The sequence below is a fragment of the Nostoc sp. FACHB-133 genome (assembly GCF_014698055.1).
In the GTDB taxonomy this organism is placed as follows: domain Bacteria; phylum Cyanobacteriota; class Cyanobacteriia; order Cyanobacteriales; family Nostocaceae; genus Nostoc.
In genome coordinates this window covers 38776-59720 of sequence record NZ_JACJSH010000038.1, presented here as the reverse complement: position 1 = coordinate 59720, position 20945 = coordinate 38776, and the positions used below count along the sequence as shown (strand labels likewise).

11 protein-coding genes are annotated in these 20945 nt (G+C 42.2%); 7 read left to right on the top strand and 4 right to left on the bottom strand.

Features of this window, described 5'->3' with window-relative positions; translation table 11 throughout:
* The first annotated feature begins 39 nt into the window (after positions 1-39).
* The gene (locus tag H6G86_RS25585) at positions 40-6321 is read left to right on the top strand and encodes a type I polyketide synthase (protein ID WP_190936663.1); all 6282 of its coding nucleotides are present in this window, start codon (positions 40-42) and stop codon (positions 6319-6321) included.
* A 107-nt stretch (positions 6322-6428) separates the two neighbouring features.
* Complete coding sequence (locus tag H6G86_RS25580) at positions 6429-6812, top strand: hypothetical protein (protein ID WP_199338424.1); 384 nt, start codon at positions 6429-6431, stop codon at positions 6810-6812.
* Between the two features lie 114 nt (positions 6813-6926).
* Here H6G86_RS25580 and H6G86_RS25575 read toward each other — a convergent pair whose 3' ends face one another.
* A complete protein-coding gene (locus H6G86_RS25575; protein WP_190936662.1) occupies positions 6927-7484 on the bottom strand; it encodes an EF-hand domain-containing protein in 558 nt (185 codons plus the stop codon).
* A 504-nt stretch (positions 7485-7988) separates the two neighbouring features.
* Here H6G86_RS25575 and H6G86_RS25570 point away from each other — a divergent pair.
* A complete protein-coding gene (locus H6G86_RS25570) occupies positions 7989-9725 on the top strand; it encodes a helix-turn-helix domain-containing protein (protein WP_190936661.1) in 1737 nt (578 codons plus the stop codon).
* A gap of 52 nt (positions 9726-9777) precedes the next feature.
* On the opposite strand, the gene H6G86_RS25565 is transcribed toward H6G86_RS25570, so the two are convergent.
* The 3 genes from H6G86_RS25565 to H6G86_RS25555 all read right to left on the bottom strand — a co-directional run bounded on the left by H6G86_RS25565 (position 9778) and on the right by H6G86_RS25555 (position 13374).
* Positions 9778-11202 (bottom strand): AAA-like domain-containing protein, encoded by a 1425-nt coding sequence (locus H6G86_RS25565; RefSeq protein ID WP_190936660.1) that lies wholly within the window; start codon positions 11200-11202, stop codon positions 9778-9780.
* Between the two features lie 15 nt (positions 11203-11217).
* Positions 11218-12219, bottom strand: coding sequence for a pentapeptide repeat-containing protein (locus tag H6G86_RS25560; protein WP_313931451.1), 1002 nt, complete (start codon positions 12217-12219; stop codon positions 11218-11220).
* A gap of 606 nt (positions 12220-12825) precedes the next feature.
* On the bottom strand, positions 12826-13374 hold the full coding sequence (locus tag H6G86_RS25555; protein ID WP_190936658.1) for an EF-hand domain-containing protein: 549 nt from the start codon (positions 13372-13374) through the stop codon (positions 12826-12828).
* 284 nt (positions 13375-13658) lie between these two features.
* Between H6G86_RS25555 and H6G86_RS25550 the strand changes: the two genes are divergently transcribed.
* The 4 genes from H6G86_RS25550 (at position 13659) to H6G86_RS25535 (ending at position 20852) form a co-directional block, all read left to right on the top strand.
* Entirely contained in the window at positions 13659-16259 is a 2601-nt protein-coding gene (locus H6G86_RS25550; protein WP_190936657.1) for an adenylate/guanylate cyclase domain-containing protein, read from the top strand.
* Between the two features lie 300 nt (positions 16260-16559).
* A complete protein-coding gene (locus H6G86_RS25545) occupies positions 16560-18050 on the top strand; it encodes a cyclic nucleotide-binding domain-containing protein (RefSeq protein ID WP_190936656.1) in 1491 nt (496 codons plus the stop codon).
* 3 nt (positions 18051-18053) lie between these two features.
* Positions 18054-19175 (top strand): substrate-binding domain-containing protein, encoded by a 1122-nt coding sequence (locus H6G86_RS25540; protein ID WP_199338423.1) that lies wholly within the window; start codon positions 18054-18056, stop codon positions 19173-19175.
* A gap of 426 nt (positions 19176-19601) precedes the next feature.
* Positions 19602-20852: a nucleotidyl cyclase domain-containing protein gene (locus H6G86_RS25535; protein ID WP_190936655.1), complete on the top strand. Its 1251-nt coding sequence runs from the start codon at positions 19602-19604 to the stop codon at positions 20850-20852.
* Positions 20853-20945 lie beyond the last annotated feature (93 nt).

Sequence of the window (20945 nt, the reverse complement as noted above, 5' to 3'; positions counted from 1 at the left end):
AAGGTTGTTAAGAAATAAATTTAATTTAAGGACGAGCAGATGAAGGAATTGAATTCACTTGATTTAGTCGATCAGTCAGCGATCGCCATTGTTGGGATGGCAGGTCGCTTTCCAGGGGCGAACAATCTCGATGAATTTTGGCATAATCTAAAAAATGGAGTGGAATCTATTTCCCAATTCTCTGATGAGGAACTTCTAGATGAAGGAATAAACCCGGCGTTGTTGAGCCAATCAAATTACGTTAAAGCTAACCCCTTTTTGTCAGATGTCGATCTGTTTGATGCTCGCTTCTTTGGCTTCAATGACCAGGAAGCTGCCATAACAGATCCGCAACACCGGATTTTCCTAGAATGTGCTTGGGAAGCTATTGAAAGCGCTGGCTACGATCTAGAAACTTACGAGGGTTTGATTGGTGTTTATGCCGGTTCGTGCATGAGCACCTATATGCTCAACAACCTCTATTCAAATCCTGACCTAAAAGACTCATTTGAGAGTTTCCAATCATTGAGCAGTTTCCAAATGAGGATTGGAAACGATAAAGATTCTTTGCCAACGCGGGTTTCTTACAAACTGAATCTCCGTGGACCTTCTGTCAATGTTCAAACCGCCTGTTCGACTTCTTTAGTAGCTGTTCACTTGGCTTGCCAAAGCTTATTGCAAGGCGAATGCGACATGGTTCTAGCTGGTGGGGTTACAATCCGGTTTCCTCAAAAAGCAGGTTATCTCTATCAACAAGGAATGATTTTTTCTCCCGATGGGCATTGTCGCGCTTTTGATGCCAAAGCCCAGGGAACTATATATGGCGATGGTGTAGGAGTTGTGGTCTTGAAACGGCTCACAGACGCGATCGCCTCGGGTGACTGCATACATGCAGTTATCAAAGGAACAGCTATCAATAACGACGGTTCCAAGAAAGTTGGCTACACAGCTCCTTCTGTTGATGGTCAAGCAGCAGTGATTTCTGAAGCTCAAAACTTAGCTGAGATTGACCCCGAAACCATTAATTATATAGAAACTCACGGCACTGGAACACCGATTGGTGACCCAATTGAAATTACAGGTTTAACAAAAGCTTTTCGTACCAGTACCCAGAAAAAGGGTTTTTGTGCAATTGGTTCAGTCAAAACAAATGTTGGACATCTAGTTTGGGCATCTGGTGTAGCAGGGCTGATTAAGACTGTCCTAGCGCTTAAACATAAATTAATTCCGCCCAGCTTGCATTTTGAACAATCATCACCGAATATTGACTTTGCTAATAGTCCTTTTTATGTTAATACTAAGCTGTCGGAATGGAAAACTAACGGGACTCCCCGACGTGCTGGAGTTAGCTCCTTTGGCGTTGGTGGCACTAATGCCCATGTAATTCTGGAAGAAGCACCTGCGGAAAATGACGAGCAAAAGGCTACTGACGAAATTAACTCTTCTTTCCAGCGTCCGTTACATCTTCTAACTCTATCGGCAAAGACCCAAAAGGCGCTGCAAGAATTAGCACAACGCTATCAAGAGTTTTTAGGTAAAAATCCGATGATAGCCCTAACAAATGTTTGCTTTACTGCTAATACCGGGCGCACCCATTTTAACTACCGCTTATCAGTAGTGTCTGAATCGATCGCACATTTGCAAGAGCAACTTGGTGCTTTTGCGGTTGGGGAAGAAACAGTTGGACTGGCAAGCAAACAAGTAAGTAATCAGAAGTCTGCAAAAATAGCGTTTTTATTCACGGGTCAGGGTTCCCAGTATCTCAACATGGGACGACAACTATACGAGACTCAGCCTACCTTCCGCAACAGTCTTGATCGCTGTAATGAAATTCTGCGTTCTTACCTGGAGAAACCCCTGCTTGAGGTCTTATATCCAGAACCTGGAGAAACTTCACCCATCAACGAAACAGCATATACCCAACCCGCTTTATTTGCCTTGGAATATGCTCTCTTCCAATTGTGGAAGTCCTGGGGGATAGAGCCTGATGTCGTTATGGGTCATAGTGTTGGCGAATATGTAGCTGCTGTCAGTGCAGGGGTATTCAGTCTCGAAGATGGTCTGAAGCTAATTGCGGCTCGCGGATGCTTAATGCAGGCTCTACCGCCTGATGGCAAGATGGTATCACTGTTGGCTTCCAAAGCGCAGGTGCAAGCGGCAATTCAACTCTACACAGATGAAGTTGCGATCGCTGCTGTCAACGGTCAAGAGAGCATTGTCATCTCCGGTAGAAGCCAAGCCATAGAAAAGGTCTGTGCCACCTTAGAAGCTCAAGGGGTGAAGACCAAAGCCTTAGAAGTTTCCCATGCGTTCCATTCCCCTTTAATGGAACCAATGCTAGCGGAATTTGCACAAGTCGCCAAAACGATCGCGTACTCAGAACCCCAAATCAAGTTAATCTCTAATGTCACGGGAGAATTTGCCACCTCGGAAATAGCAACCCCCGAATATTGGTGCCGTCACATCCAGCAACCCGTAAAATTTGCAGCGAGTATGGAAACACTTCATCAACAAGGTTTTGAAGTGTTTGTGGAAATAGGACCGAAGCCAATCTTGTTGGGAATGGGTCGCCAGTGCATACCAGAAGTCGGGGGAGTTTGGCTTCCTAGTTTACGTCAAGGACAGCAGGACTGGGAGCAAATACTCCACAGTTTGGGCGAATTATATGTGCGCGGCGTAAAGGTAGATTGGTCGGGTTTTGACAAGGATTATTACCGCCGCAAGGTAGTATTGCCAACTTATCCCTGGCAGCGACAGCGTTATTGGATTGAACCGACTGCAAATAATGCGATCGCGCCTTCCCCATCTTCCTTGCCCAACCGATATCATCCTCTGCTCGGTCAACGGCTGCGATTACCATTTTCTCAAGAAATTCGCTTTGAATCTCAATTTAGCCTGGACTCACTTTCATATCTAAATGACCACAAGATATATGGAACAGTAGTCGTTGCTGCGGCCTCCCATATTTCAATGGTTTTATCGGCAGTTAAGGAAGCTTTTGGCACCCAATCCGGCGAAATACAGGAGTTGTATATACCACAACCTCTGATCCTATTAGAGCAAAGTCATCGGCTCGTGCAATTGGTTCTAACGCCTCAAGCTGAAGAAACTTCTTTCCAGGTAGTGAGCCTCAAAGCAGGGGAAGAACAAAACGATAATGATACTAATTCCTGGATGTTACACGCAACTGGAAAAGTTCGGGTCGCTGAAGAAATGTCAATTACAGCACCGAGTTGGCAAGAAATTAAAGAGCGATGCGATCGAGAGATGTCTGGACAAGAATTTTACGCAGCTTTTGCGAGGATTGGATTCAACATTGAAGCTTCGTTTCAATGGATGGAGACGATCTGGCGCAAAGGGGGAGAAGCTGTAGTAAAAATGCACATTCCTGATTTACCAGAGGACGCTTTAAGTGCTTATCAGCTTCATCCAGGTTTGATTGATTCTTGTTTTCAATCGTCAGCTGTATGCTGGTTTGAGGAAAAAACCAGTACTGATGCTATTTATGTTCCTTTTCAAATAGCGGGCTTTAAGTTCTACAAACGTCCCAGTAATTTTAGTCAGCTTTGGTGTCATGCTCAAAAGCGGGAAAAAGACAGAGCGAATCCTCAAAGCTTGGTTGCAGATGTCACTCTGTTCGATGAGAACGGACTGATAATCGCAGAAGTAATTGGATACGAGTGTCGCAAAGCAAGTCGTGCTGTATTGTTACGCAGTCTCCAAAACAAGAATTTAGAGGACTGGTTGTACGAGTTTGCTTGGCAACCCCAGCCGAGCGATCGCCCTTCAGAGCCGCTACCGACGGAGGTACCGGGCAGTTGGCTGATTTTTGCCGACGCAGCCGGGATTGGGCTGAAGCTCGCCGAACGGCTGGCAGAACGGGGCGCGTCCTGTGTCCTGGTCTCTGTCGGACTCGCTTACGAGCAGGTTTCGAGAGAGCATTATCGCCTCAATCCTTCCAATCCAAACGACTTCCAGCGCTTGCTAGAGGATATCGTCGGCGACAGTCAACCTCCTTATCGTGGGGTCGTTCACCTGTGGAGTCTGGAAGAGACACAGGTAGACTCCCTGGCAGCTTTACAAAATGCTCAAGTTTTGGGTTGTGGCAGCGTGTTACCTCTCGTGCAAGCGATAATCCAAGCTGGGTGGTCTGCTCTTCCCCATTTGTGGCTAGTAACTCAAGGAGCTCAGGCTGTAGAACCAGTGCTAGGTTCCCTGCAATTACAGCAAGCTCCAGTTTGGGGATTAGGTCGCGTAATCGCTATGGAGCATCCAGAACTGCACTGCACGTGTCTTGACTTACCGCCATTAGCACAGGAAAGCGACATCCAACTCCTGTTAGAAGAACTGTGGTTCCCGGATTCGGAAAACCAGATTGCTTATTGTCAAGGAGTCCGTCACGTTGCTAGGTTAGTGCGACGTACTTCTGCTATCGAGAAGAGTGCTGATTCAAAGCAGTTTTCTCTTCAAGCAAATAGCAGCTATTTGATTACTGGTGGTTTGGGTGCGCTGGGACTGAAAGTGGCTCAGTGGATGGTAGATCGAGGAGCGCGGTACTTAGTTTTAATGAGTCGTGGTGGGGTAAGTGCGATCGCACAAGAAGCGATCGCTCAACTAGAACAAGCTGGAACTCAAGTTAATGTTGTCAAGGGCGATGTTGCTAATCCTTCAGATGTAGCTCGGATACTGGCGGAAATTCAAGCAAGCGGGATACCGCTGCGCGGGATAGTTCATGCTGCCGGAGTTCTGGATGACGGGGTGTTGTTGCAGCAAAACTGGGAGCGTTTTACTCAGGTAATGTCTCCCAAGGTGGAAGGAGCATGGAATCTGCATACCTTGACTCAGAACTTGCCCCTAGACTTCTTCGTCTGTTTTTCCTCAGTCTCTGCATTGCTGGGCACACAAGGTCAAGGAAACTATGCCGCAGCCAATGCGTTCATGGATGCCCTAATCCATTATCGTCGGGGGTTGGGACTGCCTGGATTAAGCATCAATTGGGGTTCTTGGGCAGATGCAGGAATGGCAGCCAACTTGGCGAGTCGTGACCAAATTCGCAGAGCGGCTCGCGGAGCGGGCATGATTCCCCCCGAACTAGGATTGCAGGCGTTGGGAGAGTTGCTGGAACAAAATGCTGTACAAGTTGGCGTGTTTTCGTATGATTGGGCGAAATTTCTCCAGCAATTCCCAAATCATGCTTACCCAGCTTTATTCTCGGATTTAGCTCGCCAAGAGGTGCAGCAGCTAGAGAAAAGCAAGCAACTGCGAGTTAAACAACTTGAATTTTTGCGTCAAGTACAACAGACAAGTCCAGAAAAACGCCTGGAACTTTTAATTGCTCATGTTCAAGAGCAAGTTGCCAAAGTTTTAGGGTTGAGTTCATGTCAACAAATCGCGATCGGATCATCGTTAAATGAGTTGGGTCTGGACTCTTTGACCCTCATAGAGCTAAGAAATTTGTTGGAGAGCAGCTTGAGTGTTGTGTTGCCGCCCAGGAAGCTGCTTCAAAATCCCAACATCATTGAACTGGCAGAAGAGCTAGCCCAGCAATTAACACCAAAAGGTTCATCAGAATCAATTAAACACTCAGTTGCAGTTAAACAGCCTGCAACTGACTGGATAGCTTACCGTAAGTCAAAGCCAGATGCTCGTTTGCGTCTGTTTTGCTTCCATTACTTAGGAGGAGCAGCTTCCGTATTTAGCGAATGGTCAGACTACCTACCACCAGATATTGAAGTTTGCCCGATTCAGCTACCAGGGCGGGAAAATCGCCTTAGCGAACAGCCCTTCACTCAGTTTGCGCCACTTGTGCAAACATTGACACAGGTTCTTATTCCCCATCTCGACAAACCATTTGCTTTCTACGGTCACAGCATGGGAAATTTGATTGGTTTTGAAGTTGCCCATCTACTTCGCCAACAGTATAGTTGTAGCCCAATCCACTTGCTAGTTGGTGGACTTTTCGCTCCTCAAGCTGTTGCTGCTCACTGGCCCAAGGATATGTCTTTTTCTGAAGAACGAATCCTGAAATCGGTAGAAATACCTCGCTTTGTTCAGGAAGATCAACAGTTCATGGAGCATTTTATGTCTATTTGCAAATTAGACTATCAACTTGTGCAGAGTTATATCTACTCAAATAAAGAGCCATTGGACTGTCCAATTTCCGCTTGGGGTGGTGAACAAGATTCTTTGGTTAGTCAGGACGATATCTCAGGTTGGCATCAGCATACCAAGAACACATTCAAACTGCATATGATACCAGGCAAACACTTGTTTCTAACAACCAATCGAAAACTGCTTTTGCAAGCCATATCCCAAGAACTAAGCTCGACTTTATCCAATTAAACAGCGTAAACAGCAATATCCCGCAAATGTTCAAATAAGAAGAACACATAAATAGTGAGCGGCTAAACAACTATGTCCGCCTAGTGAGTCCCAAAATTATAGGAGGGGTGAATTCGGCAGCAGTAGCAGAACTAGAACTAATAAATGAGAAGATAAAAACATTCCTATCTAAGGATAAATGGCAATCTCCATATGTGGTGATTTGTAGCGATCATCAAGCACGACACGGTGAGGTTGTCACTCAATATTTCGAGCATGTGTTCAACGAATTTCAGGGCGAAGCAGCGGAACGAGAAGATCGGATAGTCTATGCTGAGTCGATTTTTGACGACGAACCAAAAGCACTTAGATTACTGGCAGCCCACATCCTAGATCAGAAACTTGGTTCGGCTTTCTTCAGCGATTCAAGGCGAGTGCAAAGAGATGTTATGATCGATTCCGCCAGCTTCTGGCTGTGGGAACATACAATGGACATTCCTAAATTGCCATAATCAGGAGAGCATTAAGTTATTTTATAATGCTCTTCTGACAGCTAGATGTCAAAATTTCTGAGAGGGTGTTTAAGCTTATTTCTGTCTTTGCTGTTGGGGAGGTTTTAGAGAGGTCTATTCATAAGAACCGTAAAGCCAATTCCCAGCAGCATTCAAATCATCACTGAGATGAAACTCTTTGGAAGCTTGGAGATATTCATCGCGTGAAATATGTCCATCAGCGTTGCTATCTAAATGGGCAAAAGCTGTTTCAGCATCTTTTTCAGTTAGACCAACAGCTACACAAAATTCTTGATATTCTATCAGGCTGATTTTACCATCATTACTGGCATCCAAAATGTCGAATATCACATTAGCTTTGTTCTTGTGAGCATCCTGAAGTGCGGCTGAATTAGAGAAATTACTAATCGAATTATCTGCCACCTTCAGATATTCTTCTAAGCTAACTTGACCATCACCATTAATATCAGCAGGCTGCCAAAAATTCGTCCAAATTGCTGAATATTTAGCTTTTAATTCGATAAATTCTGATGAGTCTGGTTCCCAATTACGCAGTTTAGCAAGATTGCTGGCAGAATGTTCTAAATCAGCTAGTTCTACAAATCCACTTCTATTTAAATCGTATATATGGAAATTTTTAGTATGTTTTTTTTGCAATAGTTGACTTAACATTTATGGGTCTCCAGGGATTTATACATAACATATCAAACTTTATCAGGTTTGAAAAATAAAGCCACTTCTTTTTAAAGCAACCCGACTTTTACTACCTTTTCAATTAATTGGATTTGAGGTTATAGATAGCGTTTGAAGCATTTGTGTTATGGGGATGCTGACTTATATATCTGTAATTCGGGGTTGCGCCTCTTGGAACCAACTTGTAGCTCCTAGTACCGCAAGGCGGAAGTCAAAAGTAATATTCAGTAAGGTTTTTAGCGATTGAGAATGGTTAGTTTATTTACACCAACCTGTACTAGTTGGGTAATTATTGACCAATTTAGTATATTGACAAAAGTGATTAATTGTGTAACTTGCAGTTCGCAGCAATATAACTATACACAAACATACCAACTTTATCTATTTCTCGTTGAGCTAAAAAACGGAAGAATACTCTTCAGATAGTTTGGTTTTTTCCCGCCAACTTACTTATGTGCATACTACAGAAAATAGAATAACTATATGAATGTTGACGAAGTTCTCGATACTGTAGAACAAGGTCTGCTCTCAAGGCAATTAAGTTCCCTTGAGCGTTTCATCCTGTGTAACTCATGGCTTGGACGCGCTTATAGCGAGATTGCACCCGATTGTGCCTATAGTATCGCTCACATCAAGGATATTGGCGCTCAGTTATGGCAGACTCTTTCAAAAGCATTAGGGGAGAGAGTGACGAAAAAAAATCTGTTTTTAGTCCTCAAGCAATACCTACTCTCCCGCAGAGATGAAACAGTCGCTAGTGACCCATTATCAGTGGACTTAGAGTTAGTAGAAGTAATTAACCCACCACTAACGCCTAGCAGTAATCAGTTAACAGTTACCACTGAATTTTGTAGAGTTAAAGATATGATTGAAATTGCACAATTCAGAACTGAGCAGGCAAAGATTTACTGGCAAGCTCTAAATCAGCTAAATCTTAATTTTATTTGCCAAAATCAACCATTTCAGTATGGCTTTCCGCTCATCATTTCTGCGGAAATTGCTGACCAACTGTACCAAGCCTCCCAGGAAATTGAAGATTACATACTAGCCTTGGCAACTGATACTGATGCCCTTAACGAGCGGATAACAGAAAGATTTAATAGCGTTGTGGGACAACCTCTGCACCTAAAGACTATCAACTCCCAATTAGTTAGACATCTTCAATCAGGCTTAGGAATTCCTATAGCGTATGATGTACTCGTAACCGACAATTGCCAGAATAGCTTAAGTATAAAAGCTACTGAGGTGCAAGGTGGGATTACTTATCTAGGTTGGATAGGTCTAATTTTACAGGCGGCAAGAACAGCACTAGGGGAGCATCCAGAAGAGTTATTGGATAAACTTTTTGAGCCAGAAAAAGGCTTAGAAGCTATTAAGCAGCTAGCTCAAACAACTGAGATTTTTACCGTTGATGTTGATCCGGTCAGACAGGCTAGCAGAATAGATCTACAAGCCATGTCAGAGTTAGTATCCGGTTCTGGTTCTAATCTAGTGTCAATTTACGAGATTTACCGTCAGGGAAGCAATTGGCTAGCTGACATCCACGATAGTACAGGTAAGTTATTAAAGACTGTAAAAATCGTTAATATCATTTGTCGGCTGGTACCTGACGAGATTAGAGAGGTTCTAAGTACGCTACAAAACCAACCTGACAGAAGACAAGAACTTGTAGATTTCTTTTCAGACTCACGCTTAAATTGGATCTGGCATCCGGCTTGGCAGAACATTTTTGATAAACGAGATTTAGGAGTCCTTAAAAATTTGCCAACGGCTCGTCAGCATTATGTTGAAACTATTCAACAAGGTGACGTTCCCCCTGGAGTATATTTTCAAAAATCAGTTGATGGTCATGGGGGTGCAAATCAGTCAATAATCAAGGTGCAAGACAAGTACTCTGTACCAGTAGGCTTCATCCTACAGCCCTATCTGGTCAAAAAGCGTTTTGAATATATTGTTTCTGAACAGGGATTGAATTTTGACTATTCTGTTGAATTGCGAATCACGCGTCATTTATCATTAGGTACTGCCCGAAATCAGAGCGGAGCTTACTTCATGGCAAGGATTGCTCCTTATGAAGTAGAGGTTGAGAGTGTAAAAAACAGTGTAAAGGAAATTCAAAAGGCTGTGTCTTACATTCTTGACCAGTACAAACAAAGCTCCAGAAACATACACCATTGGCAGTTGCCTTTCGGTTTTAGTCCGGCTCTAATTCAACCCTAATTGAGTCTCATTTATAAAACAATACTTGATGTTAATTGAGATGGTGTGAACGTTACCCCTTATCGTTAACTTTAGGAAAGTCAGAAAAATAATTGTGGAAGTACTCTCGATATAGCTCACAGCTAACAGTCGCTTGATTATCGATAAGATGCACTAATCCTAAACTTTTTAACTTAAACGCCACCTCAATCTCTAACTGCATTGGAGCCGTTAAAACCTTTCTAAAAGCATCAGCTAATTTAGGATGCTGTTGCAGGTTCCACAACTGATACTGAAGATGTTGTTTATAAATTCCAGTATCCCTCGTAGCATCTTGTAGCAACGTTTGCATAGGAATTTTCAAGCGAGCAGTTTGATACAATGCCAGTCGAATTAAATATGGAAAGCCCTCAGTGAGCCTCATTAACTGCTCAAGTTCAGACTTTGTGAGTTGAAGTTCGTGACGTTGGGCTAAATCCTGCACCTGTTCTAGGCTAAAGGTTGGCAGTGCGATCGCCAATCCCACATTAAAGGGAGAGCGATGGGTGGGTAAAGGAATGTAAACTTCAACTGCATGAGCTATCACAATTCGCAACTTCTGCCAAACTGAACTGTCTTTTGTCTCCTCATACCAGGAACGCAACAGGACAAAAAAATCACTAGCGAGTTCTGGGTACTCAAATAATTGGTCTACACCATCTATTGCTAAAATGATAGGATTAGAGAGTTCCTTGAGGATATAGCCCTGAAAATAAATCGTGCTATTAATCAAAGCTCCCATATCCTCGTCCCAGTACTGATTTAATCTAGATTCAAAATCCAACTGGCGAGTGACATTTGTACAAAACCAGCGCAAAAAGCGATCGCTCGAAGCAAACACCTGTGTTCCGGCCTGATGTAAGCTAAGTCTTACTGTGTGGTAATTCTGACTGCTCCCATAGTCCAGAATTCTTGCAAGTAGGGAAGTCTTCCCCATCTTTCGAGGTGCAGAGATGCGAATTAACGTATGGGGTTGGAGAATTTCTTGATAACAGGTTTGTTCAATTGGCGATAGCGTTCGCGTAAGCGTCCGCTCTGCGGAAGCGCTGCTGCAAGCAGATCGCTCAACATATAGACGGGAAGCGAGGGAAACCTGTCCTTCTGGAGATTCTAGAACATAGCATGAACTAGTCAAGCCCGTCGTAGATATTGCTGTTATTGTCTCCGTTGGCTGAGGATGATTATGATTGATGAACTTTTGTTCTAGCAGTGTTAGGAAATTCGTCTTATTAACTTTTTCACCGAGCGTCTGTGAAAGCAAAGACCATAGTCTAGGCGCAACCGTAAACTTAATATAGCTTTCAGAGTACTTATTTTCTTGGGCAAGTTTAGAGTAAGTTTTTTTGTTTTCCAGCAGAGATTCTCGCAGGATTACCTTGTGAATATAGCTAAGAGAAAACCCTGTTTCTGTAGCCACTAACTGGAGGGCAAATTCAACAAGTTCTTCAATGTTTTTCATTCAAATAGCAACTTGCTAGAGTGTGATATTCAAGGCTCCATTGACTAAAAGCCACTGCTTCTGTTGGCAAGTTAACCCTTGAGCGTCTGTAAAGCAGGCTCCTTTGACGCGGGAACCAGAAAAATCAGCACCCATTAGCTGAGTATCTTTAAAGTTAGTATGTCTGAGATCGGTCTTAACCAGATTAGTATCTTGCAAGACTGCTCCCTCGAGATCGGCTCGAAATAGAGAGGCTCGTTTTAGAGTTGCACGGCTAAAGTCAGCGCCGACTAAGTTGGCTAACTCTAGAGCAACTCGGTAGAGGTTTGCTTCTGTTAAATCGGCATATCTCAAATCAGCTTCAACCAAATCAGCCTCCGTCAAATCAGATCCCCTTAGAATTGTCTCATTAAGCTGGCTCTTTTCGAGATCAACTCGCTGCAACGAGGCTTGGCTTAAGATGGCACCTTCCCAATTTGTCTGACGCAGATTGGCTTCATCGAGATTGGCTCCCGTCAAATCCGCCCCTTTAAAGCTGGTTTTGAATAAATTGGCTCGACTAAGGGATGCTTGAACTAAACAAGCACTTTCTAAAGACGCTTCAGTCAAATCAGCACCCTTTAAACAGGCAGAAGTTAAATTTGCATAATTGAGGAGAGCATTACTCAAGTTGGCATTAACTAATGTGGCTGACTTTAAATCTGCCCAAAAAAGGCTGCTGTAGAGCAAGCTTGCTTGAGTTAAGTTTGCGTGTCTTAAGTTGGCTCGATTCAAATCTGCCCAAATCAAATTGCTACTGCTTAAGTTCGTATAGCTAAAGTCAGCACTATTGAGGTTGGCATGACTAAAATCAATTCCATTTAAATCAGCACCCTTCAAATCAACTCGACTAAGATTAAGATTTTGAAAATTTCGTTCCTGCTCGGCATAGTTCTTAATAATGTCACTAGCATTAATGATGTTCATAAACATTAACGAGGCATTGCTGGGGTTAACGATTGTTTTTGAACAAACTTGGTTGTAATTCTCTGTACTCACACTTTTGCCATTCTACCGATACTCCATTTTCGCTTATTTCCAACAGTGATGCTGTACTTGAGATATTCATAATTTTTCAAGCAACCTGATTTAGTTTAGCGATCGCTCTGTCTACCATTCACCAACTTTATGTTATTCATAAAAAATACAAATATTGAGATTGAATTGGAAGCCGACTATACATCATTATAATTCACGTCTGATGTGAATTCTGAAAATCAACACAATAACAAAGATTTCGCACTTTGTAGAGACCGTGAATTTACGGTTTCTACACCTAAAATATAGGGTTTCAGTCTCTAATTCACATTAAGCGTAATTTATTACTGCAAGTTAGGAATACGAAAAATACAAAAATTGAAAGTAATGAAGCTAAATAAAATCATTGCGGTAGTTCCGACTGATATCAGAAGTAAAAATTGGAAAGTTGATTCAAAAAGTTACATAAGTTGCTGGTATTTAATTCTAAATATCGAATATTCGTGCTTGATTTTTTAGGTGGTGATTTGCCTGGAGTGCAAAGAAATGTTGCTTAATAATCTGAATTCATCAGATTCTTAGGCAATAGCTCTCATCCGCGAGGTGAATTTTTAAGTACCAGCTAGCTTACTCGTAGTAACCAAAGAACAAGTTACCAGGCGCTTGTGGGTTGTCACTCAAGTAGAAATCAGCAACTAGATTCAGGTGGTCATTTTTCATGATCTTGCCATCCCCATCAAAATCAAGCTTGTAAAAAATTTCAGCAGCTAAACTAGCATTACCAATTCCGTGAATTTTGTACAAGACTTGGTATTCTTCAAGATTTATTGAACCATCCTTATTTATATCCTGAATGTCGTGAAACATACTTGCTATTTTCAGCCAGAGAAAGTCACTTTTGGGATCGTTCACTAATTTGTCTTGATAGGAAAGCCATTCATCTAAACTCACTTTATTGTCTGCGTTTGTGTCTGCCTCTTTTGCAAGACCCTCCCAGCGCTTACCATAGGTTGAGGAAATATATTGATAGATTTCTGAATCCTTTGCTATGTTGTAACTTTCTGCATATTCATTGACAATTTTATCAAAGTCAGATTTTTCCAAAACACCATTTTTGTCAGCGTCAAATACATGAAAATAATAGGTTAGTTTTTTCTTCTGAAGTTCACTTAACATAGGTTAATTAGTATGGCTATGACTAAACGAATAATAAGCTGTATTGGTGATTTTTTATCTTAACCTATGCTAGCTTCCTACTTTTCCTACTTTTCCTACTTTAAAGTGAGAAATAATTTATTTACAAATAACTTGTGATACCGCTTGACTTCAATACATTAATCTGAATAAATAGATAAAACAAAGAAATACAAATACAAAGTTTAAAAATCTAGAAATAGTAGATTTATTGGTTTAGACGTAAGCAACAAGTTAAATATTCACCATCAAGATTAATCAAAAAGATGTTAAATCGCCAAAATCGCTTGCGTAAGTTCCGTAATGGCTCCCTAATTAATCTAAAACTGAGTGACTGGACAATTAAATCGAAGCTGCAAGCGTTGTTCTTAGGAGTTAGCCTTGGTTCTGTAGTGGTAGTTAGTGGGATTGGTTGGTATCAAACACAAGCTACCCTCAGAAGCAAAATCGCCGAGCAACTTTCCGGTATACGTACAACCAAAGCCGAACAGTTTGAGTCGTACTTTGAAAATTTGAATAACCAAGTGGGGATGCTGGCGACAGATAGCAATATCGTCAAAGCGATGGTGGATTTGAATGGGGGTTTCCGCAATCTGGATCGCAACTTTATTCCCCCCGAATGGGATACAGCGATGGAAGCTTACTACACCGAACAATTTTTTCCTCGCTTGAAAAAGAATATATCCCCTGAAGGAGTGATTCCCAGTGTCTATCAGCCCCTTGGACAAGCCGCTCGCTATCTTCAGTATTACTACCTTGCATCTAATCCCAATCCAGTCGGCAAAAAAAACCAGCTCCTTGATGCTGGTGATGGCAGCGCTTACACCAAAGCTCATGCCAAATATCAAAAATTCTTTGCAGAAATTATCGAAAAATTCGGTTATTACGATTTATTTTTAATCAATCATAAAACAGGGGATATCGTCTATTCCTATTTTAAAGAGACAGATTTTGCTACTAATCCACTACAAAGTTATGACTCCCAAAATGCACTAAAGGCTTTAGTGCGAGCAGTCCAGGCAAATCCTCAACAAGGTAGCATTCAGGTTGTTGATTTCAAACCTTACCGTGCCTCTTATAATGCTCCAGCTGCTTTCTTGGCAACGCCTATTTATAGCGGTTCTAACATGATTGGAATCTTGGCAGTGCAAATTCCTATTGCAAAGATCGACCAAGCTATTAGCCGAAATAATAATTGGCAAAACAGTGGTTTGCAGAAAACAGGGGAAGCTTATTTAGTCGGACCCGATTCCCTAATGCGTTCGACATCCCGTTTTTGGGTTGAAGACCCCAAAAAATATCAAAATGTTGTTCGTTATACGGGGACTGACAACAGAACTCTCGAACTGATGGAGAACTTCAACACTACCATTAGCTTACAGAAAATCAATAGTCCAGCCGCCAAAGCCGCCTTAGAAGGGCAACAAGGCATGATGGTAGACCGCAACTATCGAGGGGCAGAGGTATTGAGTTCTTACACTCCTTTGAAGTTGAACGGGTTAAATTGGGCGATCATAGCAGAGATGGAGGTGGGGGAAGCTTATCGTCCGCTTTACATGTTACAGGTAATTTTGCTGATTGCGGCGGCTCTTTTCCTGCTAGGAACAGCATTTTTAGCGGCAATTGCGGCAAGGATTTTCACCTCTCCCCTGCGTCGTTTGACTGATAGCGCCCGGAAACTTGTTGCTGGGGAACTGGACACAGAAGTTGATGTCAAATCCCAAGACGAGTTCGGGGAATTGGCAACAGAGTTCCAAGAGGTGGCGAATAAATTACGCCAAACTGAGGAAGAGCTGGAAACCAGGAAGCAGGAGAACGATGTTCTGTTGCAGAATATTCTACCCAGAGCGATCGCCGAACGCAGGAAGCAAGGAGAGCTATCCATTGCTGACAACTTCAAGCAAGTAACCATCCTCAATGCTCATCTGGCTGGTATTGCTGAGTTGAACAAACGCCTTTCACCGCAAGAAATGACAAAATTGCTCACCGAGCTATTTGATGAATTTGACGACTCGGCAGAACGCTACGGGTTGGAGAAACAGAACTCCTTGAGTACAAGCTATGTAGCGGTGTGTGGACTCACTGAAGTGAGATTTGACCACAGCCAGCGAACTGTTGATTTTGCCCTAGCCATGTTAGACATAATCCAGCGTCTGAATGTTAATCATCATTCTGCCTTGGCTTTACGCATTAGCATTCATGCAGGTCCTGTGACCACCGGGGTAGTAGGAACACAGCGATTTGGGTACAGCATTTGGGGAGAAACAGCGTATATAGCAAGCAGTCTCCAGAGCCAAGCTGACTTGAACTATATTTTGCTGACTGGGAGTGTCTATGAAAGGACGGCAGATAGCTACACATTCATCCAAAACCCGGCAGTGAAAATTCAAGGACTAGGAGAAGTCGAAACCTGGACGCTGATAACCACCAGGAAGTTAGTTCTAAGTCAGGTGGAGTTGGTTCAGTCATCCTTTGCCAAAGTGAAGCCCATTTCTGAGAAGGCCGCCGAACTGTTCTATCAACGACTGTTTGAATTACAACCAACATTTCGTTCTCTATTTAAAGGGGATATGAAACAGCAGGAACGCAAGTTAATGGCTACGCTTGCACTTGCAGTGGAAGGTTTGCGTCAACCAGATCAGATTATCGGTCCAGTACAGAAGTTGGGTCGCGACCATGCGGGCTATGGGGTCAAGGATGAATACTACGATATTGTAGGTCAAGCTTTGCTATGGACGTTGGCGCAAGGACTGGGTGAAGAGTTTACTACGCCAGTCCGAAAAGCATGGGAAGAAGCTTACATATTTCTGAGCGAAATTATGAAAGAAGCAGCAGCGGAACCTGAGTTGGAAAAAATAGGTGTTTAACAATTCAAAATTCAAAATTCAAAATGACGCTCACAGACTCACTCTAAGCGAAGCTATGCCGTTGGCGCAGCCTCTCGTAGAGAAGGCTTTACGCTGCGCTAACAAAATTCAAAATTAAAGGTAATTGGAGTTGGGGATTTAAACCATTACATATTGCACTATTTTCCGTGTAGACCTTCATTAGCCATTAGTCATTTGTGTTTACTAAGGACAAATGACAAAAGACAACCTCACCAGTTGATGTGCAATCTTATTTGCGTAACAGCTTACTCACTGTTTATTGTTCGTAAACAAACAATCATGGATAAATCATTTCTGGGATGGCTATTACTTTTGGGACTGGGATTCCCATTGTTGGGTATATTGCTTGGTGAAGCCGCCTCAAGATTGGAACGCAAGCAACACCCCTTAGCAGTCGCTCTGCGTCAGATGCGCGAATATGTGTTACCGCCCTTAGCTGTAATCTTGGTCATGCGACAGCTTTTAAGCGTCGCTGGCAAAGATTCCTGGGCACGTTTTGTGGAAACGTTAACTTGGGTTGCCGTTATTGTGGCGGGACTTTCTTTAATCAACGCCCTGTTGACTACAAAAAAGCAACCGATCAAATGGCAAATTCATGTACCTAGCCTGTTCTTTCAGGTAGCTAGGGGTGTGGTAATCTTCGCCATTGGTTATCACATTATCAATGGAATTTGGAATATAAATTTGACTGGCTTGGGTTCTGCTGTGGGGATAGCTTCAGCAGTAATTGCCCTAGCGCTGCAAGATACCCTCAGCAACTTGGTATCAGGATTGTTGCTGCTATTTGCCAAACCATTCAGAACGGGTGACTGGATTGAGTTCGACGGAAAGCAGGGGCGGGTACTCGAGCAAAATTGGTGGTCGGTTACTATTGCAGCTCCTGGCAGAAAATTCAACGTTCCCAATGGGGTATTGTCGAAGGCAAGCATTATCAATTACGGTCAGGGAGCAATGTGGAAAAGTATTTCTGCCAGCTTTTCTTATGACGACTCTCCTAATGAAGTGATTCCAGCACTAAATAGCTTGGTGGAGGGCATAGATGCGATCGAAGACGAAGGTTTGGCTCAGGTTAGTTCCTATGGAGACTCCTGTATCACCTATGACCTTTACTATAAATTACTGCCTGAAAATAATTTTGGCGTTTCTGCGACACTCAAAAGCCGACTTTACTATCTAACTAAACGTTATGGTTTTACCATGCCTTATCCGATTTCAGTGCAGTACGAAGTCGATGCGAAACTTGGAATACCAAGCCAGATTCCCCAAGTAGTCGAGAACCGCCAACAGGAATTGATAACTTATTTGCGATCGCTCCCATATTTCCTAACGCTTAATGATAATCAGATTGAAAAACTCGCCGAACGAGCTAGATTTAAAGCCTACGGTAAGGATGAATTAATTATTCAGGAAGGCAAAGAAGACGAGGGACTTTATATTATCTTCAAAGGCACGGGACAGGCTTATCTCAAGGACGCGCAAGGAAACCGCAAGATAGTAGATGAACTAGAACTTAACGAAGTATTTGGTGAAATGGCTATCTTTCCAGGGGAGGTAAGCCCAGTTACAGCGATCGCCAATGAAGATGTTGAGGTTGTAGTGATTCCAACGGACGAGGTTATTGAAATAATCGAGTCTAACAACAAATTTTCCTCGGAGATTCTTCAGTATATCGAAGAACGGAAAAAGATGGTTAGACTTGCCAAAGGAATTAAGGAGGATGTAAATCTGCCAAATAACAAAAATGGTCGCCGAGTGCAAGTGGGAAGATAATATATGTCATTAATCAGGATCGGGATAACTAGAGCAAAAAGTTTTAGAAATTACTTATTTTTGTTCAGCATAGTTTTACTATTAATAGCTTGCGCCGATCAATCAAAAACCTCAAAAGCAAATATTGACAATCAGGCTAGTGGGGAAAAATCTTCAAAAGAAAATTTAGGTATTCAGAAAGTCGAGAGGAAATTAGTTAAATCACTCTCAACCCAAGACTCAGCTCAACAAGGCATTGCGCTTCCGGAGGTAAACCCCCTAGAACTAGAGGGAACAATAACGATATCGGGAACTCAAGTAGTTTTGCCAATTAGTCAGGCTATTGCTCAACGCTTTATCCAAGACGGGTATCCTAGTAAGATTAATCTCGCTGGTATTGATACAGTCGTTGGCTTCAAGCTATTTTGCCAAGAAAAAAAAATAGATATTGTCAATGCAGTTCGCCCGATTACCAGTCAGGAGTCAGCAGCCTGTGCGAAGTCAGGTATTCAGCCAATAGGCTTTCAAATTGCCACCGATGCCGTGACTATTGTAGTTAGTTCTCAGAATAATTTCGTCCCAAATACTCTGACACGCGACGAACTGGCAAAGGTATTTACTGTCCAAAAGTGGTCAGATATCAACCCCAAATGGCCACAAGAGCTGATTAAACATATTATTCCAGAGGGGGCTGGTACTGGGGGAGCAGTTGACTTGTTTGCCCAAGCTATTCTTAAGGGGAATTTTAGCCAACTTACTAGTGCTCCCAATACGATATCTTATGACTTTGTAGAGCAGTTGTACTCAGAAGCTTTAATTAATCCTTACATAGTTGGCTTTTTAGAGTATGGCTCCTATCAAGAAAACCGCGAGAATTTGAGGGCGATCGCTATTGATAAAGTAGACCCTTTCCTGCCAGGATATCCTCTAACTCGCCCTTTGTATATTTATGCAGATGCCAAAGCGATTCGGAAGCGACCGGAATTAGAAGGGTTTATTAACTATTACTTGACATATGTGAGCCAAGAAATTTCTTATCTTGGCTACCTTCCAGTTAAACCAACCGTATTGGATGAGTCAAAAACTAAGTTTTTACAAGTGTTGGGTAATCAAGAGTTATTGAAGTCAGCTAGTAAGAAAAATTAGTTAGTGGGACAATTATTAACATTTAAATCATGAATGCAAACAGAGATTTAGCTGAGGATGATAAGCAAATACAAATTTATGGGAAAAGAGGAAGGTGGGGTCTCCTCTGGGGATAAGGAGCGGGGGAAAGGGGAAAGAAAAAATTTTAACCTTTACCCCAAACCCAATTCCGAGTTAAAAATGCTCAACCGAGCAGTATTGCGTTGTCATGATCTTATGAAAAATGAGAAAACATGACTGAAAGTGAAACAAGAATCAAAACTTGAAGAAGAATTCCGAAGTCAGAATTCAGGAGTCAGAATCAATCAGTCGCGGGTCTTAAACCAGATTATTCATCCGCCAGTCGTACAGAATTCATTCTGAATTCTGACTCCTGACTCCTGAATTCTGTTCGATAACAATTTAGTTGTTCACTAATAAGCAAAAATGGTTAACAAATTTATTGTAAGTCAATACTCTCCAGCTTTATTTGACATCACTCAAGACATCATCGGTTCGTTACCTCTAAAGCTCACAAAACAGTGGTTAGAAAGTGAACAAACTCAAGAAGTCGCATTGCAATTATTAGAACCATATAAAGTTAAGGGTTACAGCGTATCTTCTGATTCTGCTGGATTGACTAAGCTAACCAAGCAAAAAGGCTTGCTGGAAATTTTGGCAATCATTAATCAGCCAAAAGAAATTGTGTACAGTTTTGGTACTGCTATTGGTGGAGAGGGAGTTGGGATTTGGGCTGCTGATAATACCCAAATGTTTTATCCAGCATCAGTTAGTGCTGAAACTCTTGTGTCTACACTGCTATCAATCCAGCGCGAAATTAGTAAACGTTGCCAAATTAAAATAGGTTTCGGTGCAGACTATGGCGAGTTTTACTATATTAACGGAGGCTTATATGGATTAGAAGCTGATGTTATTGAAGAGATTGCCGAAAATGAGACCGAAGGTGGTGAGATAGCTATTAGCCAAGACATTTATGACTTGTTACCATCTAACCACAATTTTACTATCATTAAAAAAAGCGATGCAACAGCACACATTGGTAATCTTTACCGGGTATTAGATGGGACAGGTTTATTAGAAGAACCGCCTTTAAATACGAAATATCCAATTCCTTATTCTGAAACTTTTTATGCTGATTTGGTCGAGTATGAAAATAGATTATCTGACACAGAATTGGGTAGGCAATTAGCAAGTAAGTACTTGCAAAATAAAATAGTTGTGTTAGTTGAACGGGACAATCAAAAGGCTGAGACTTATGAGTCTGCCATGTTCACCAGCCTATCGCTTACTGCTAGCTTGAAAGATATCGGAGCGCAGCTAATTAATCAAAATAATGGTATAGAAATTAAAGTTGTTGGTACTATCGGTATCTATGTTTTTGATGAAGCTACCGCAGCCATAAACTTTGCCAAAATACTTCGTCAAGAGTTAGCAGCACAAGGTATTGCTTCTCGTATTGGCATTGACGTTGGCCCAGTTTTAGTATGTGATTTGGCTGTTGGTGGCAAAGACATAGCGGGGAATCCAGTAAACATTGCTTCTAAAATGGCTCAAGACAAAGGGCAATTTGGAAAGCTATATCTCAGTGCTGGAATGAAAGAATTGGTAGATGTAAGCAACTTTACCGAAATTACATATACAGTTTCTGGAGTAGAAATAACTATTTACGAAGGCTAAATAACGCTTGAAGAAGGCAGGAGGCTTTTATAAACAATTGGGCGGGGATTCAGACCCCGCACGCCACTTGCTTTAAGCCGGGGAACCCGTCCA

What these genes read in the sequence shown, in the direction of transcription:
- H6G86_RS25585 (WP_190936663.1), top strand. Translation starts at nt 40, where the DNA reads ATGAAGGAATTGAATTCACTTGATTTAGTCGATCAGTCAGCGATCGCC.
- H6G86_RS25575 (WP_190936662.1), bottom strand. Translation starts at nt 7,484, where the DNA reads ATGTTAAGTCAACTATTGCAAAAAAAACATACTAAAAATTTCCATATA.
- H6G86_RS25570 (WP_190936661.1), top strand. Translation starts at nt 7,989, where the DNA reads ATGAATGTTGACGAAGTTCTCGATACTGTAGAACAAGGTCTGCTCTCA.
- H6G86_RS25565 (WP_190936660.1), bottom strand. Translation starts at nt 11,202, where the DNA reads ATGAAAAACATTGAAGAACTTGTTGAATTTGCCCTCCAGTTAGTGGCT.
- H6G86_RS25555 (WP_190936658.1), bottom strand. Translation starts at nt 13,374, where the DNA reads ATGTTAAGTGAACTTCAGAAGAAAAAACTAACCTATTATTTTCATGTA.
- H6G86_RS25550 (WP_190936657.1), top strand. Translation starts at nt 13,659, where the DNA reads ATGTTAAATCGCCAAAATCGCTTGCGTAAGTTCCGTAATGGCTCCCTA.
- H6G86_RS25545 (WP_190936656.1), top strand. Translation starts at nt 16,560, where the DNA reads ATGGATAAATCATTTCTGGGATGGCTATTACTTTTGGGACTGGGATTC.
- H6G86_RS25540 (WP_199338423.1), top strand. Translation starts at nt 18,054, where the DNA reads ATGTCATTAATCAGGATCGGGATAACTAGAGCAAAAAGTTTTAGAAAT.
- H6G86_RS25535 (WP_190936655.1), top strand. Translation starts at nt 19,602, where the DNA reads ATGGTTAACAAATTTATTGTAAGTCAATACTCTCCAGCTTTATTTGAC.